This window comes from Streptomyces sp. NPDC046335 (assembly GCF_055587985.1).
The window spans coordinates 160,070-176,005 of sequence record NZ_JBVJFF010000019.1 but is presented as its reverse complement, the minus strand read 5'-3'; the positions used below and the strand labels follow the sequence as shown (position 1 = coordinate 176,005).

The following is a 15,936-nucleotide window of genomic DNA, read 5'->3' as shown; positions in this document are numbered from 1 at the left end:
CCCACCACCATCGGGATACCTCATTTCTCCGGCATAGCGCGGCCCACGACTGCCGTCACGACCCCACGTAACCCACACCCTTAAAGATCTCTAGCCCTGGCCCTGGCCCTGGCCCTGGCCCTGGCCCTACCGCTCGCCGAAGAGCGGCCAGCACGACCCCGCCGCACAGAAACCGCAGCACGGAAACCGGCCCACCCCTGACCGAAGGGTGGGCCGGTCGTCCTGGTTCCGCTTGACCGCGTCGGCTCGGCTCGTACGGCCGACGGATCAGGTGTCCTTGCCCATTTCGCCCTTGCCCATTTCGCGCAGCCCCTGCGCCGTGTCCTGTCCGGCGCTCTGGGCTTGCTCCTTCGTGGTGCGGGCGGCGTCCTGTGCCGTGGACTTGACCGCTTCCACCGCTTCGGTGGCCGGCTGACGGAGCTCTTCCTTGACCTCTTGCGCTGCCTGGACGGCTTGTTGCTTCACCGGTTCGAGGAGTTCGTCGGAGTGCTCGCGCAACTGCTGGCCCGCGCGTTCCTCGGCCTTGGTGGTCGGCAGGAGTGCGGCGGTCAGCATGCCGGCGCCGAACGCGACGAGACCGGCCGCGAGCGGACTGCCCTGCGTCTGCTGTTTCACCTGGGAGGGCGCCCGCTGGACGGCGTCACCGATCTGTCCGGTCGTGTCCTTGGCGGTGTCGGCGAGGCTTCCCGCAGTCTGGCCCGCGGAATCCGCCAAGCCGTGCGCGGTGTCCGCGACATGGCCCGCGGTGTCACTGGCCGTGCCCATCACGCGTTCCTTGATGCCGGTCAGCCGCCCCCGGGCCGCGCCGGCCTTGCGCTGCGCCACCCTGCGGGGGGTCACCTTGTCCGCCAAGAGGTCGACGTTGTGGGCAAGGTGAGCGCGCCGGTACTCCACATCGGTCCTCAGCTCGTCGGGTGTCGTGCCCATTGGGCATCCTCCTTCAGGGATTCCACGGTTCGTTCAGGCTTGAGGTTCACGGTGCGCAGGCGCTTGCGGCCGGTGGTGTACAGCACCGCTGCGATCACCGCCCACACGGCAGTGATGATCAACGCCGCCCAGGCGATGTCCACGACATGGGCGAGGGCGAAGATCGCGGTCAGGCTGCCCAGGAGCAGGACGAGGTGACCGGCGTAACCGGCCCCGCCCAGCATGCCGACGGCCTTGCCGGCCTTCGACGACTCCTGCTTGATCTCGGCTTTGGCGAGTTCGATCTCATCGCGGACGAGCTGCGACACATCGGTGCTGATCTCGCTGAGCAGCTCACCGATCGAAGGCTCGTCCGACGTGGTGGTACGCGGAGCCGTCGGACGCTGGGTGTCCGTGCCGACGGTCGGCGGATATGTTGTGGCCACCGTTCAACTCCTCTGGCTGGGCCCCCGCGTGCCCCGGTGAGCCGGTGGGGACGCGGGTACGGACGGGAACCGACCAGGGGGTTGTGGAGGCCGCGCACAACCCGCCCGGGGATTGTCCGCGCCCCTCACGTGAGGCCGGCCGGGCTCGTCGGGCTCGGGGGAACTCGGCGCCGCTCGCTCTCGGCGGCCGCGCCCGGAGTAGCGGCGTAGCGCTGCGTGGCGGAGGGGTCCGGCGTAGCCGACGAACCGGCTGCGCTGACGCCCTTACCGGCCCGCGCCGCGACGAAACCCGCCACCGCCGCTCCCGCCAGGAACACACCCGGCTGGCGGCGCGCGAAGTCCTGGAGGTCGCTGACGAGGCCATCCGGCCCGCGTTGCTCCAGGCGGGAAGCCATCTGGTGGCCGCCGTCCGCTATCTGGCCCACCACACCCGCGGCAGTGGAATCGGGCCTGCCGTTCGCGCTCATGTCCCGCAGCTCGTCCGCCAGTCGGCGCACGTTCTCCGCCAGGCGCCGGGTCTGGGACTGGGCCTCGTCCTGGAGCTGGCCGCGCAGATCTCCCACCAGTTCCTGCGCCTTGGCAGTGGCCTCGTGAGCCACTCCAGACGCTTGTTCCTTGGCGGTTCCGGCCACTTCGGCGGCCTGTTCGTTGACCAGCCCGGCGCCTTCGCTCGCCTTGTCCCGTGCTGTTTCCGCCATCGCCGCCGACTTTCTCTGGTCCTGGCGGTTCGTGCCCTGGAAGTCACTCAAAGCTCCTCCTGGTCGATCAAGGGGTGTCCGGCACCCGCGAGGGAACGCTGGTGCCGTCGCCGGGCGCCAGGGGTGACTGTGGGTGGTGACCAGGTGGCGTACGCCATCCCCGGCGCCTCGGCCGTAGTCCGGTTTCCACGCTGCCCTACGCGGGCCACCTCCGCATGTCGGGCACGACTGCGGCCACCGGCGGGCACGGAGGGTCATCCAGGTTGCCGACCCACATCGCCTGAGCGAGCTTGGTGGGAACAGAGAGGGCTCCGGAGTCGCGCCCACTCCAGCCGTTCGATTCTCAGGAATTCCAGGAGGAAGCATGGCGAACCCCGAGCAGAACCCGGACCAGAACGAGGGCCCCGCGGACGGCGGCGCGGCAGGTACACCCGGCGTCCACGACGGGGGTGCCGACGGCGGAGCCGAGGGGCCCGCGGACGGCGGCGCGGCGGGTACGCCCGGCGTCCAGGACGGCGGCGCCGACAGCGGAGCCGAAGGGCCCGCCGACGGTGGCGCGGCCGGTAGGCCCGGCGTGCACGACGGCGGCGCGGACGGCGGAGCCGAAGGGCCCGCGGACGGCGGCGCGGCCGGTACGCCCGGCGTCCAGGACGGCGGCGCGGACGGCGGAGCCGGCGAGTCCGGCAGCGGCGTTTGAGCATCCCCACGACCGGGCTTCAGGGCGTCGGCGCCAGAACGGGCGTCGGCGTCCTGGAAGCACGTCTGACCGGCGGCCTGGGGCGGGAGGAGTTCGCCCGTGACGTGTGGGCGCGCACCGCGCTGCTCACGCGCCGCGCGAGTGACTTCTCCGACCTGTTCTCCGCCGACGCCGTGGACGAACTGATCTCACGCCGCGGACTGCGTACGCCCTTCCTCCGCGTCGCCAAGGACGGCTCCACGCTGCCCGAGCCGTCGTTCACCTCGTCCGGCGGTGTCGGCGCCACCGTCTCGGACCAGCTCGACGACACCGCGCTGTGGCGCGCGTTCGCCGACGGGGCCACGCTCGTCCTCCAGGCTCTGCACCGCACGTGGGGGCCGGTCGCGGACTTCAGTGCCCGGCTGGGTGCCGAGCTGGGGCATCCCGTGCAGGCCAACGCCTACGTCACACCGCCGCAGAACCGCGGTTTCGACGCCCACTACGACGTCCACGACGTCTTCGTGCTCCAGATCGGCGGCACCAAGCGCTGGATCATCCACGAGCCCGTCCATCCCGACCCGCTGCGCGACCAGCCCTGGACCGATCGCCGCTCCGCCGTCGCCGAGGCCGCGCGGGGCGACGCGTACATCGACACCGTCCTCGGACCCGGCGACGTCCTCTACCTGCCGCGCGGCTGGCTGCACGCCGCCGAGGCGCAGGGCGAGGTCTCGGTCCACCTGACGCTCGGAGTCCACAACTGGACGCGGTACGCGCTGGCCGAACAGCTCGCCCAGGCCGCACTCGCGACGCTGCGCGACGATCCCGAGATGCGCGGCACCCTGCCCCTGGGGGTGGACGGCCCTGACGACGAGATGGGCCTCGTACGTGAGCGCCTCATCGGCGCCGTCGAGCGGGCCGATTCCGCGCCGCTGTTCCACCGGTCGCGGCGGAGCCAGGAGCGCCCCGCGCCGATGGGGCCGCTGGCCCAGCTCGCGGCCGTCAGAGGGCTTGCCCCCGACTCGCCCGTGCGGCTCCGGGCCTCACTGGAGGCGCGCCTCGTGGGCTCGTGTCTGGTCACGCGGGTGGGGCGACTCGACTTCCCGGAGGCCGATCTTCCGTCGGTGACCCGCATGCTCGACGGAGAGGTCCGCACCGCCGGTGACCTCGGCGTCGGACTCGTCGAGCGACTGCTGCGCGCGGGCGTACTGGTCCCCGCCGAACGGTGACGGCCGCGGTGACCGCGGGCGAACGCTTCTTCTGCGCCGATGCCGCCAGAACGCGCGGCGACCCCCTCGCGGGCACGGCGCCGTACGGCTCCGTCTGGGTCCTCGTCGAGTACGGGGGCGGCTGGCCGTCCAACGGCTTCGACGGCCTCGCCCTTGAGCCCCACGTCAAAGAACTCGTGTTCTCCGCGGCCCGGTCGGTGCGCGCGCGCATCCTTCTGATCAGGCGGCACGGACGCCGCGCCCCGCAAGGTCCCCGGCAGTGGGCCGTGCTTCGCCAGGACAGCGCCGGCGCCCACCGTCAGCAGTGGGGCACGTGGAACCGCGACGAGGACCTGGCGCGGATCGCGGACGCTCTCGGCGCGCGGGGACGACTCGGCCTGCCGCCCGTCGTCGGCGTCTGCGCCCACGGTCAGCACGACACCTGCTGCGCCGTGCGCGGCCGGCCGGTCGGGCGTGCCCTCAGCGAACGCTGGCCGGATCTGGTGTGGGAGTGCAGCCACGTGGGCGGCGACCGGTTCGCCGGCAACGTCGTCGTCGTGCCCGACGGTGTCTACTACGGCAACCTCGATGCCGCCTCGTGCGTGGAGACCGTCGCGGGGCATCTGGCCGACCGTATCCACGCCGAGCATCTGCGCGGGTACACGGACCTCTTCCCGCCGCAGCAGGCCGCTGTCGCGGCGCTGCTCAGGCGCTTCGGTCCGGCCGGCCGGCATGACTACGCGGTCGTCGCGACCGTCCGCGAGCACGACCATTGGCGCGTCCGCGTCACCACCCGAACGCCTCACCCGGCGGCCTTCGACGTCGAGGTGCGCTCCCACCGGACACCGCCGCGTCAGCTGACCTGCCGCGGCCTCTCGATGAGTTCCGCCGTCGTCCACGAGGTCACCTCCGTCCGGGTGGTGGGCTGAGCCCGTGCCCCCGGCTCCGCACCCCGCTCGTGTTCCGGCTCCGCACCCCGCATGGGCGAGCCGTCGGCCTCCGCGGTTGTGCCTCTCCCGGGGACGGCGGACGCTGGAGGCAATGAACGGGGCTGATGTGGCGCCATGACTGCACCGAACGCCGAGCCGAGAACCGACTTCCGTGGCCCGCTGGACGTCACCAAAGGGGCCACGGCGGTCCTCGACGCCCGGGACACGGTCATCGGGTGGAGCGCCGCCGCCGAGCGGCTCCTCGGCCACCGGGCGCAGGAGATCGTCGGGCAGCCCCTGGTCGCGTTCCTGCCGCCGGTCCCGGCGCCCTCGGCCGTGCCGCCCGGGTTCCGGAGGAACGAGATCCGCGTCGCCCGGCACCGGGACGGGCGTGAGCTGATCGTGGCCGTCGCGCCGTGCGAGCTGGCGGACGCAGGACCGGCGGCGCGTGTCCTCGTCATGGCGGAACTCACGGATGTGCGGCTGTGGGAGGCCCGGCTCGCGCTGTTGCACGGGTTGGCCACCCAGTCGCCCGTCGGGCTCGCGATCTATGACACCGATCTGCGTCTGGCCTGGTGCAACGCGGCGTACGAGCAGGAGATGGGGCGGCCGTTCGCCGAGTTCCGCGGCTCGCGGGCCGATGACATGTACCTCGAGGGCAAGTTCGTGACCAAGGGGCATCCGCCGACGCTCGACGCGGTGATGCGGCACGTCCTCGACACGGGTGAGTCCTTCCTCGACCTGCACTTCCAGGGCCGTCCGCCCAGCGACCCGGAGACTGACCATCTCTGGTCCTGCGCCTACTACCGGCTCCAGGACGCCGACGGGCACGTGTTCGGAGTGTGTGAGGACGCCTTCGACATCTCCGACCGTGACAAGGCCCAGCGGCGCCTCGCCCTGCTGGTCGAGGCGGGCCGCGGCATCGGGACCGCCCTGGACGTGACGGCCACGGCCGAGAAGATCGCCGAGGTGGCGGTGCCGAAGTTCGCCGCCGCGGTCACGGTCGACCTCGGCAGGGCGGTCCTGGAGGGCGAGACGCCGGCCACCGGCTCCTCGCAGGCCATGTCCCTGGTGCGGGTCGCCCGCCGCTCGGCAGAGGCAGCGCCGGGAGACGGCCTCGCCGCCCCTCCCCCGGCGAACCGCTCGCCCGTGGAGTACCCGTCCGGCTCACCGCAGGACCGCAGCCTCTCCTCGGGCGGGCTCGTACTCGACGACACGGCCCTGGTGGTGCCGCTGCGGGCCGAGAACAGTCTGCTGGGCCTTGTCACCTTCGTCCGCGGCACCGGCACGGCCGTCTTCGACAGCGGGGAGGTGGCGCTGGCCGACGAGTTGGTCGCCCGTGCGGCCGTGTCCATCGACAACGCCCGCCGCTTCACCCGGGAACGCACGGCGTCCCTGGCCCTCCAGCGCCAGTTGCTGCCGCAGCAACTGCCGGAGCAGTCGGCGGTCGACCTCGCCTACCGCTATCTGCCCACGGACGACGTGACAGGGGTCGGCGGCGACTGGTTCGACGTCATCCCGCTGTCCGGGACGCGGGTCGGACTCGTGGTCGGCGACGTCGTCGGCCACGGCCTGCAGGCGGCCGCCACCATGGGCCGGCTCCGTACGACCGTACGCGCCTTCGCCCAGATGGACATGGACCCCGTCGAGTTGCTGACGCGGCTCGACGACCTGGTGGCGCAGACGGCGGACGAGCAGGAGAGCGGCTTCGGGCCGTCCGACGGCACGTACGCGGACGTGACCACCGGGGCGACCTGTCTCTACGCGGTCTACGACCCGGTCACGCGGCGCTGCGTCATGGCCAGGGCCGGGCATCTGCCGCCCGCGGTCGTCGACCCGGAAGGACGGCCGTCCTTCCCCGACCTGCCGGCCGGGCCGCCGCTGGGCCTCGGCGGCCTGCCGTTCGAGTCCGCGGAGATCGAACTGCCGGTGGGCAGCCTGCTCGCGCTCTTCACCGACGGCCTGGTCGAGGCGCGCGACCGCGACATCGACCACGGCCTCGACACCCTGGGGCGGGTGCTGAGCGACCGCCACGCGTCGCTCGAAGAGCTCTGCGACCGGGCCGTGGCGGAGCTCCTGCCGGACGGCTCGACCGCCGACGACACGGCCCTGCTCCTCGTCCGCACCCGCGAACTCGACATGTCGCAGGTCGCCGAGTGGGAGCTGCCCGCGGAACCCGTCGCCGCGGGCCACGCCCGGGAGCTCGCGACGCGGCAACTGCACGACTGGGGCTTCGAGGAGCTGGCGTTCACCACCGAACTGGTCGTGAGCGAACTGGTCACCAACGCGGTCAGGTACGCCGAAGGGCCGATCCAGGTACGCCTGATCCGTGACCGCACCCTGCTGTGCGAGGTCGCGGACACCGGCCACACCTCACCGCACCTGCGCCACAGCAGCGAGGACGACGAGGGCGGCCGAGGACTGTTCATCGTCGCGCGGCTCGTCCAGCGATGGGGAACGCGCTACACCCACTCGGGCAAAACCATCTGGACCGAGCAACCCCTGCCACCCGTGGCGTGAGAGCCCGGCGGTGCCCCGAACGCCCCGCTGCGGTTGGCGGGGGCGGGTGGGTGTGGGTTTGCTGGAGGGTGGGCGTGGCTCGCGTCGTCGTGGGTCCCGCATGACACCTCCGGCCCGGGGAACCCGCGCGCCGACAGCAGGGCTACGACCAACAGCTGGTGCGAGGAGTGAGCGATGCGGGCACTGACGTGGCAGGGCAGGCGGGATGTGCGGGTGGAGACCGTTCCCGACCCGGTCATCAAGGATCCGACCGACGTGATCATCCGCGTGACCTCCACGGGGGTCTGCGGTTCGGACCTCCACCTGTACGAGGTTCTCGGCCCGTTCCTGGACGCCGGTGACATCCTGGGCCACGAGCCCATGGGCGTCGTCGAGGAGATCGGCCCCGGGGTGACGGAACTGGCCGTGGGCGACCGGGTCGTCGTGCCGTTCAACGTCTCCTGCGGCGAGTGCTTCATGTGCGGCCAGGGCCTCCACTCCCAGTGCGAGACGACGCAGAACCGCGACCAGGGCACCGGCGGCTCCCTCTTCGGCTACACCAAGCTCTACGGACAGGTGCCGGGCGGGCAGGCCGAGTACATGCGTGTGCCGTTCGGGAACACCCTGCCCATCAAGGTGCCCGACGGCCCCGCCGACGACCGGTTCGTCTACCTCTCCGATGTGCTGCCGACCGCCTGGCAGGCCGTCGAGTACGCCGCGATCCCGCCCGGCGGCACCCTGACGGTGCTCGGTCTCGGGCCGATCGGGGCGATGTGCGCGCGGATCGCCCTGCACCGCGGCGCGAGCCTGGTCGTCGGCGTCGACCTGGTGCCCGAGCGGCTGAGCAGGGCGTCGCTCGACGGGGTCAAGGCCATCGACCTGCGCCGCCACGGCAAGGACATCGGTGACGCGATCCGCGAGCTGACGGACGGCCGCGGCACGGACTCCGTGATCGACGCCGTCGGCATGGAGGCCCACGGCGCGCCGCTGACCAAGGCCGCCCAGTGGGGCGTGGGGCTGCTGCCCGACGCGGTCGGCGCGAAGGTGATGGAGAAGGCCGGCATCGACCGTCTGGGCGCCCTCTACGCGGCGATCGACATCGTCCGCCGCGGCGGCACGGTCTCGCTCTCCGGCGTCTACGGCGGAGCCGTCGACCCGATGCCGCTCCTGACGATGTTCGACAAGCAGCTCCAGCTCCGCATGGGCCAGGCGAACGTCCACCGCTGGGTCGACGACATCCTGCCGCTGCTCACCGACGAGGACCCGCTCGGCGTCGACGGTTTCGCCACCCACCACGTCTCCCTGGAGGAGGCCCCGAAGGTGTACGAGACGTTCCAGGCCAAGGAAGACGGCATGATCAAGACGCTGCTGCGGCCGTGAACAGGAACGGGAACGGGAACGGGAACAGGAAGAGACGGGTGACCAGGGCGATGGCCGGGACCATGGGGAGCGCGGACGACCTCGGTGGTCTCTCCGCCGTCGTGACCGGCGGATCGCGCGGCCTCGGACTGCTCATGGCCGACCGCCTGCTGGCCCGCGGCTGCGCCGTCACGGTCGCCGCGCGCGACGGCGGGGAACTGGAGCGGGCCCGCGCCAAGCTGCTCGCCCGCCACCCTGCGGCGACCGTGCGGACGACGGTCTGCGACGTACGGGACCAGGCGGCCGTGCGCGAGCTGTTCACCGCCGCGCGGCAGGCCTGCGGAAGCGTCGACATCGTCATCGCCAACGCCGGCATCATCCAGGTCGCTCCGCTGGAGGCGCTGCGGGCCGAGGAGTTCGAGGAGGCGATGCGGACGATGTTCCACGGCGCCCTGCACACCGCCCTCGAGGCCCTCCCCCATCTCAGGGAGAGCCCCGCCGGCGGCCGGCTCGCGCTCATCTCCTCCATCGGCGGTCTGCTCGGCGTTCCGCACCTGCTGCCCTACTCGTGCGCCAAGGCGGCCATCGGCGTCCTGGCCGAGGGGCTGCGGGCCGAGACGGCGGGCAGCGGGCTGAGCGTGACGGCCGTGTACCCGGGCCTGATGCGCACCGGCTCCCATCTGCACGCGAAGTTCGGGGGCGCGCGGAGCCAGGAGTACGGGTGGTTCTCCACCCTCGCGGGCACGCCGCTGGTGTCGATGAACGCGGGGCGCGCCGCCGAGCGCATCGTGCGGGCCGTCGTCCGGCGCCGCACCCGCCTCGTGCTGACCCCCGCGGCGCGCGCGGCCGACCTGGCGCACGGGATCGCCCCTGCGGCGACCACCCGGCTCAGCGGCGTCGCCGCGCGCCTCCTGCCGAGCGCCCCCGGCGGCCCCGGCGGGCAGCGCGAGGGCAAGGACATCGACCCGCCACGGGGACCGGTCACGCGGACCGTGCAGCGGGCCGGGAGCGCCCTGAACGAACGGGCGGCCCGCGCCTACAACGAGCGGGACGAGAGCCCCTGAAGGAAGTTTGCGGAGTCTTCGGGGCCGGGCGGGCATGACATCGCCGTACCGGATCACCCGCGAGAGAGGTCCTCGTACGCGAGGGCCGGGCGCCGGTCGTTGGGACCACAGCGACCGGCGCCGCCCCGGCAGTTGGGCGCCGCACGACCCGTATGCGTGATCGGGCGAGGTCCGGGTACCGGTGTGAAACTGGGACACATACCCACAAGCAGGGCCATCGTGAGCACACCCGGTGACCGGTGGCCATGAGAGAGCGAGGTAGTCATGCCGGCTGGATCCAGCAAGAAGCGTGAGCGTCAGTACGAGCACATCAAGGAAGGCGCCGAGGACCGCGGCACGTCCGAGGGCCGGGCCAAGGAGATCGCGGCGCGCACGGTCAACAAGGAACGGGCCCGCTCCGGCGAGTCCAAGACGGCGAGCAGGACGTCGACGAAGGACCCCAAGTCAGCGTCGCAGCGCGGCGGGGAGCGCTCGCACAGCGGCTCCCAGGGCCCCACCAGGGACCAGCTCTACGAAGAGGCCAAGAAGAAGAACGTCGACGGCCGCTCCTCGATGAACAAGCAGCAGCTCAAGAAGGCGCTGGGGCGCTGACGCGGAACGACGGAACGGCGGAAGCGACGGGGTGCCCGCGGCGGTCTCACCGCCACGGGCACCCCGTCGTACGCGGCCGCCGTCGTACGCGGCCGCCGCTCAGCCTCCGTCCGCACCCGGACGGTCGTCGCGGTGCCGGTTGCCCGGCAGCATCTCCTGGATCTTCGACTTGATCCCCTGCCGGACCATCCCCGCCCGGTCGCTGTCGCCCTTGAGGACCGCCGAGGCCGCGGCCTCGATCTGGTCGAGGGAGGCGTGCGGCGGGATCGGCGGCACCGCCGGGTCGGTGCGGAAGTCGATGACGAAGGGCCGGTCGGAGGCGAGCGCCTGCCGCCAGGCCGCCTGGACGTCGCCGGGCTTCTCCACCCGTACGCCCCCGAGCCCCACCGAGCGGGCGAAGTCGGCGTACGGCACGTCCGGGATGCTCTGCGAGGGCTCGAACTGCGGCGCGCCCTCCATCGCCCGCATCTCCCAGGTGACCTGGTTGAGGTCGCCGTTGTTCAGCACGGCGACGACCAGCCGCGGATCGCTCCACCGCTCCCAGTACTTGGAGATGGTGATGAGCTCGGCCATGCCGTTCATCTGCATCGCGCCGTCGCCGACGATGGCGATCGCCGGCCGGTCCGGGTGGGCGAACTTGGCGCCGATGACGTACGGCACGCCGGGCCCCATGGTGGCCAGCGTTCCCGAGAGCGACCCGCGCATGTCGCCGCGCATGCGCAGGTGACGTGCGTACCAGTTGGCCGCCGAGCCGGAGTCGGCGGCGAGGATGACGTCGTCCGGCAGCAGCTCGTCGAGGGCGTGGACCACGTACTCGGGGTTGACCGGGTCGGCGTCCACCGCGGCACGCCGCTCCATGACCTCCCACCAGCGGGCGGTGTCCTTCTCGATCTTCTTGCGCCACGCGCCGTGCTTCTTGCGCCTGAGCTGCGGCAGCAGGGCCTTGAGGGTCTCGCGCGCGTCGCCGACGAGGTTGGCCTCGAAGGGGTAGCGCAGCCCGACCATGGACGCGTCGATGTCGATCTGGACCGCCCGCGCCTGGTCGTACTCGGGAAGGAACTGGGAGTACGGAAAGCTCGAACCCACCACGAGCAGGGTGTCGCAGTCCCGCATCATCTCGTACGTGGGCCGCGTGCCGAGGAGGCCGATGGACCCGGTCACGAAGGGCAGGTCGTCCGGCAGCGCGTCCTTGCCGAGCAGCGCCTTGGCGACCCCTGCGCCGAGGACGTCCGCCAGCTCCACGACCTCGGCGCGGGCACCGCGGGCGCCCTGCCCGATCAGGACGGCCACCTTCTCGCCGGCGTTCAGGATCTCCGCCGCGCGGGCGATGTCCTCGGGCGCGGGCACCGGCGCCCCCGTGGACACACCGAGGCTGGAGGGCACCATCTTGAACGCGTGCGTCGGCGGGGAGTATTCGAGGTCCTGGACGTCGGCGGGGACGATCACGGCGGTGACGGTCCGCTCGGTGCGGGCGACGCGCATCGCCCGGTCGAGGACGTTCGGGAGCTGCTCGGGCACCGTCACCATCTCGCAGAAGTCCGATGCGACGTCCTTGTAGAGGCTGAGGAGGTCGACCTCCTGCTGGTAGGAGCCGCCCATCGCGCTGCGGTTGGTCTGTCCGACGATCGCCACGACCGGTACGTGGTCGAGCTTGGCGTCGTAGAGGCCGTTGAGCAGGTGGATGGCCCCGGGGCCCGACGTCGCGGCGCACACACCGACCTTGCCGGAGAACTTGGCGTACCCGACGGCCTGGAAGGCGGCCATCTCCTCGTGGCGCGCCTGGATGAACTCGGGCCTGTTCCCCGCGCGGCCCCAGGCCGCGAGCAGGCCGTTGATGCCGTCGCCCGCGTAGGAGAAGACATGGTCGACATCCCATGCGCGCAGGCGCTCCAGGATGTGGTCGGACACCTTGACGGTCACGTGAATTCCTCTCGATTTGTCCGCTGGCCCCCGCACGCGTACCCGGTGGCCGCCGCCTGTCACGGGCCGAACGGCCCCGATTCAGGCCGCGGCGTTCCGCCCCTGGAGGGCTTCGACGAGTTGCTCCCGGCTCATCTTCGAGCGGCCCGGGACGTCCGCGTCGGTCGCGCGCCGGTAGAGCTCGCTCTTGGTGAGCGACGAGAGGTCCGGCCGCCGGGTCCCCCCGGCCGTGCGGTCGCGGGCCTTCTTCCCCGCGGCCTTCTCCCCCGCGTCCCGCTTGCCCGCGGCTCTCTTGCCCCGGTTCCGTTCGACACTCCGCTCCAGGGCCGACATCAGGTCGACGACATTCGTGGCGTCGGGCGGCCCTTCCTCGCTGACGACCTCCTTGCCCTCGCGTTTGGCCTCGACGAGTTCCTTGACGCGTTCCTCGTACGTGTCGTGGTAGTCGTCCGGGTCCCAGTCGATGCTGAGGGCGTCGATCAGCTGCTGGGCCGTCCTCAGCTCGCGGTCGGCCACCTTGGGGCGCCGGGCGGGCATGACGTCCAGGTCCTCGCGCGGGTCGCGCACTTCGTCGGCCCAGCGCATCGTGTGCAGCACCAGTACGTCGTCCTGGGCGCGCAGGGCGGTGAGGTACTGCTTGCTGCGCATCGTGAACGTGGCGATGCCCGCCTTGTTCGACCGCTCAAGGGCCGCGCGCAGCAGCTCGTAGACCTTGGCGTACTCCTTGCCGCGCGGCGCGACGTAGTAGGTCCGGTCGAAGTACACGGGCTCGATCCGGTCGAGGTCGACGAAGCCCGTCATGTCGATGACCTTCGACTTGCCCGGGGCGATGTCGTCGAGCTCCTCGGGTTCGACGACGACGTAGTCGCCATCGCCGAGGTCGTAGCCCTTCACGATGTCGTCGTTCTCCACTTCCTTTCCGGTGCGCTCGTTGATCCGCTTGTAGCGGATGCGGTCGCCGGTGCCCCGCTGGAGCTGGTGGAAGTGGACGGTGTGGTCCTCGGTCGCGGTGAAGAGGCCCACGGGGACCGTGACCAGCCCGAAGGTCAGCACCCCGCTCCAGATCGATCTCGCCATCAGTCGTCGTCTCCTTCGCCGTCACGGTGGTCGCGGTCATCGGCGGTCAGCCGCCGCAGGAGCGCGGACGCCTTCTCGGCCCGGCTCGCCGCCTCGCGTGCCGCGCGGTCGGCCGCATGCGCCGCGTCGCGGGCCTCGCGCTCGGCGGAGCGGGCCTTGCGGTGCCGCTCCGCCACGCTCTCGCGCTCCTGCGCCAGCTCTTCGAGGCGCTGCTCCTCCTCCCGGACCAGGCCCGCGGCCTCCTCGGCCCGGCCGTCGGCCGCCGCTGCCTCCTCCCGGCGTTCCCGCAGTACGCGGTCCGCGTCCTCGGCGTCCTGCCGGGCGCGGGCGAGCTTCTGGCGCCGGCGTTCCTCGGCCGCGGTGTCCGGCTTCCGTGGCTCCTTCTGTGAGCGGCGCTTCTCCGTCGGCGGCTCGGCGGGGCGTTCCTCGCGGGTTCCGACGTCCTGGAGGGCGGCGTCGAAGCCGGTGGTGGCGTCGAGCGGCCTGGTCAGCCGGCCCTCGGCCCACGCCTTCGCGGCCCGCTCGTCGGCGAGGACGGCGTGCAGGGTCTGTTCGACCTCGCGCTGGGCGGCCTCGCCGATCGCGTGGCCCGCGTCGGCGGCGAGCTGCCTTGCCTGCCGGGACAGGGCGTTGATCAAGGCGTGCTGCTGACGTGACAGCTCGCGGAGCTGCTGCCCGTCCATGTCGCGATGCGCCCGGCGGAGCCCTTCACCCAGTCGGATGAGGGGCTGTACCTCTTCGGGCTGCCCGCGCACCAGGAGGTTGCCGGCCCAGGCGGCCAGGCTCGGGCGCCGCAGGGCCTTGATCTGCTCGGCGAGCGGCTGGTCACCGGCCTTCCGGGCCGCCGCCGCGCGCTGGTCGCGGGCGGCGGTGAACTCCTCGGGCCGCAGTCCGTACAGCTCGTCGGCGACCGTCTCCAGGTCCACGGACGTCCCCTTCTCCGCCCCCTGCCGCCGCACCGGTCACACGTAAAGATGCTTCTGTGGGGATTATGCGGAGCGTCGGGCCGATCGGCACTCGCGCCGGGGGCGAACGGCGGCGTATGGGCCTCCCGAGGGCGGGAACCCAGGGGCAGCGGTCGTCGAACGCCCCCTACGCCACGCGGCCGCCCATCCGTCCGCCCGTACAGAACCTGGAGAGTGCCCATGCGTGCCGTCACCGTCCGACCCTCCGCCCGCGATTCCCTGTCCGTACGCGACATGCCCGAGCCGGTGCGCGGCGAGGGTGAGCTGCTGGTGGACGGCCTCGCGGTCGGGGTCTGCGGCACCGACAAGGAGATCGTGGCGGGCGACTACGGCTGGGCGCCGCCCGGCGACGACCGACTGATCCTCGGCCATGAGTCGCTGGGCCGGGTGCGTGAGGCACCGCGGGACAGCGGCTTCGCCGAGGGGGATCTGGTGGTGGGCGTGGTGCGCCGCCCGGACCCGGAGCCGTGCGGCGCGTGTGCCCACGGCGAGTTCGACATGTGCCGCAACGGCCGCTACACCGAGCGCGGCATCAAGGAACGCCACGGTTACGCCAGCCGCTCCTGGACCGTGGAGAGCGACTACGCGGTCAGGCTCGACGCCGCCCTGGAGCCGGTGGGGATGCTGCTCGAACCGACCACCGTGGTGGCCAAGGCGTGGGAGCAGGTGGAGCGGGTCGGCAGCCGTGCCTGGTTCGAGCCGCGTCGTGTCCTTGTCACGGGGGCGGGGCCGATCGGCCTGCTCGCGGCACTGCTCGGCGTGCAGCGCGGTCTGGACGTACACGTACTGGACCAGGTCACCCGGGGGCCGAAGCCGGGCCTGGTCAGGGACCTGGGGGCGACCTATCACAGCGAGGACAGCGGCGACGTCACCGCGGCGCTCCGTCCCGACGTGGTGATCGAGGCGACCGGCGCCGGCTCCGTGGTCTTCGGGGCGATGGCCGGGACGGCTACGTACGGGATCGTCTGCCTGACCGGCGTCTCGCCCAAGGGTCGCCGGCTGTCGGTGGACGCGGGGACGATCAACAGGGACCTGGTGCTGGAGAACGACGCGGTCGTGGGCTCGGTCAACGCCAACCTCCGCCACTACCGCCAGGGAGCGGACGCCCTCGCGAAGGCCGACCGCTCCTGGCTGGAGCGGATGATCACCAGGCGTGTGCCGCTGGAACGCGCCGCCGAGGCGTTCGCCGCGCGCGAGGACGACATCAAGGTGGTCATCACCCTCGACGAGCAGTGAGCCGGGAGCTGCCATCACCAGCCTGTGGCGAAATGTCCATCCTGGCGAAAAAGAAGAAAAAGAAGAAGAAGGGGAGGAATGCCGGGATGGGCGCGGGGTACAGCAAGGGCGTAAGTCGATTAGCCCGAAAGGATGACCGCCGTGCTGATGGCCCAACCGGTTCTGCGAAACCTTGTCGAGAACTACGAGGAGCTGAGCTCCCACCACCCCGCCCGAGCCGAGAGCACGGAAGGCGCGGAAAGCGCCGAAGCGCGTCGGCGCATGGAAGACCTCGTCTACACCCTGTGTGTCTCCACCGGGACCCGCGACATACAGAGCGCCCTCGCGGTGGCCAGAGCGAAGGTTCGTTAGAAGCCTGCGGCAGA

15 protein-coding genes are annotated in these 15,936 nt (G+C 72.0%); 9 read left to right on the top strand and 6 right to left on the bottom strand.

Annotated features, from left to right (window positions below):
- Positions 1 to 267: 267 nt before the first annotated feature.
- The 3 genes from ACZ6JY_RS36665 to ACZ6JY_RS36655 all read right to left on the bottom strand — a co-directional run bounded on the left by ACZ6JY_RS36665 (position 268) and on the right by ACZ6JY_RS36655 (position 2,101).
- Positions 268 to 927 carry a DUF3618 domain-containing protein gene (locus tag ACZ6JY_RS36665; protein ID WP_469203215.1) on the bottom strand — a complete coding sequence of 220 codons (660 nt, stop codon included), beginning with the start codon at positions 925 to 927 and terminating at the stop codon, positions 268 to 270.
- A complete protein-coding gene (locus ACZ6JY_RS36660; protein WP_469203213.1) occupies positions 903 to 1,352 on the bottom strand; it encodes a phage holin family protein in 450 nt (149 codons plus the stop codon). Before ACZ6JY_RS36660 ends, ACZ6JY_RS36665 begins: the two co-directional genes overlap by 25 nt.
- Positions 1,353 to 1,477: 125 nt before the next feature.
- Entirely contained in the window at positions 1,478 to 2,101 is a 624-nt protein-coding gene (locus ACZ6JY_RS36655; protein ID WP_469203210.1) for a hypothetical protein, read from the bottom strand.
- Positions 2,102 to 2,414: 313 nt separating this feature from the next.
- Between ACZ6JY_RS36655 and ACZ6JY_RS36650 the strand changes: the two genes are divergently transcribed.
- The 7 genes from ACZ6JY_RS36650 (at position 2,415) to ACZ6JY_RS36620 (ending at position 10,373) form a co-directional block, all read left to right on the top strand.
- A complete protein-coding gene (locus ACZ6JY_RS36650) occupies positions 2,415 to 2,747 on the top strand; it encodes a hypothetical protein (protein ID WP_469203209.1) in 333 nt (110 codons plus the stop codon).
- Complete coding sequence (locus tag ACZ6JY_RS36645) at positions 2,744 to 3,952, top strand: cupin domain-containing protein (protein WP_469203207.1); 1,209 nt, start codon at positions 2,744 to 2,746, stop codon at positions 3,950 to 3,952. The genes ACZ6JY_RS36650 and ACZ6JY_RS36645 overlap by 4 nt, the downstream gene beginning before the upstream one ends.
- An 8-nt stretch (positions 3,953 to 3,960) precedes the next feature.
- Positions 3,961 to 4,860 carry a sucrase ferredoxin gene (locus ACZ6JY_RS36640; RefSeq protein ID WP_469203204.1) on the top strand — a complete coding sequence of 300 codons (900 nt, stop codon included), beginning with the start codon at positions 3,961 to 3,963 and terminating at the stop codon, positions 4,858 to 4,860.
- A 135-nt stretch (positions 4,861 to 4,995) separates the two neighbouring features.
- Entirely contained in the window at positions 4,996 to 7,380 is a 2,385-nt protein-coding gene (locus ACZ6JY_RS36635) for a SpoIIE family protein phosphatase (protein WP_469203203.1), read from the top strand.
- A gap of 174 nt (positions 7,381 to 7,554) precedes the next feature.
- Positions 7,555 to 8,739, top strand: a complete 1,185-nt coding sequence (locus tag ACZ6JY_RS36630; protein WP_469203201.1) for an alcohol dehydrogenase catalytic domain-containing protein — start codon at positions 7,555 to 7,557, stop codon at positions 8,737 to 8,739.
- A gap of 62 nt (positions 8,740 to 8,801) precedes the next feature.
- Complete coding sequence (locus ACZ6JY_RS36625) at positions 8,802 to 9,782, top strand: SDR family NAD(P)-dependent oxidoreductase (protein WP_469203228.1); 981 nt, start codon at positions 8,802 to 8,804, stop codon at positions 9,780 to 9,782.
- Positions 9,783 to 10,046: 264 nt separating this feature from the next.
- A complete protein-coding gene (locus tag ACZ6JY_RS36620; RefSeq protein WP_469203198.1) occupies positions 10,047 to 10,373 on the top strand; it encodes a plasmid stabilization protein in 327 nt (108 codons plus the stop codon).
- Positions 10,374 to 10,472: 99 nt separating this feature from the next.
- Here ACZ6JY_RS36620 and ACZ6JY_RS36615 read toward each other — a convergent pair whose 3' ends face one another.
- The 3 genes from ACZ6JY_RS36615 to ACZ6JY_RS36605 all read right to left on the bottom strand — a co-directional run bounded on the left by ACZ6JY_RS36615 (position 10,473) and on the right by ACZ6JY_RS36605 (position 14,296).
- Positions 10,473 to 12,293 carry a thiamine pyrophosphate-requiring protein gene (locus tag ACZ6JY_RS36615; protein WP_469203196.1) on the bottom strand — a complete coding sequence of 607 codons (1,821 nt, stop codon included), beginning with the start codon at positions 12,291 to 12,293 and terminating at the stop codon, positions 10,473 to 10,475.
- A gap of 81 nt (positions 12,294 to 12,374) precedes the next feature.
- Positions 12,375 to 13,370 carry a non-homologous end joining protein Ku gene (gene ku / locus ACZ6JY_RS36610; protein WP_469203194.1) on the bottom strand — a complete coding sequence of 332 codons (996 nt, stop codon included), beginning with the start codon at positions 13,368 to 13,370 and terminating at the stop codon, positions 12,375 to 12,377.
- Positions 13,370 to 14,296: a hypothetical protein gene (locus ACZ6JY_RS36605; RefSeq protein ID WP_469203191.1), complete on the bottom strand. Its 927-nt coding sequence runs from the start codon at positions 14,294 to 14,296 to the stop codon at positions 13,370 to 13,372. Before ACZ6JY_RS36605 ends, ku begins: the two co-directional genes overlap by 1 nt.
- A gap of 219 nt (positions 14,297 to 14,515) precedes the next feature.
- Here ACZ6JY_RS36605 and ACZ6JY_RS36600 point away from each other — a divergent pair, with 219 nt between their 5' ends.
- Both ACZ6JY_RS36600 and ACZ6JY_RS36595 read left to right on the top strand, forming a co-directional pair.
- Complete coding sequence (locus tag ACZ6JY_RS36600) at positions 14,516 to 15,571, top strand: glucose 1-dehydrogenase (RefSeq protein WP_469203189.1); 1,056 nt, start codon at positions 14,516 to 14,518, stop codon at positions 15,569 to 15,571.
- Between the two features lie 141 nt (positions 15,572 to 15,712).
- The gene (locus ACZ6JY_RS36595; RefSeq protein ID WP_469203226.1) at positions 15,713 to 15,922 is read left to right on the top strand and encodes a DUF5133 domain-containing protein; all 210 of its coding nucleotides are present in this window, start codon (positions 15,713 to 15,715) and stop codon (positions 15,920 to 15,922) included.
- Positions 15,923 to 15,936 lie beyond the last annotated feature (14 nt).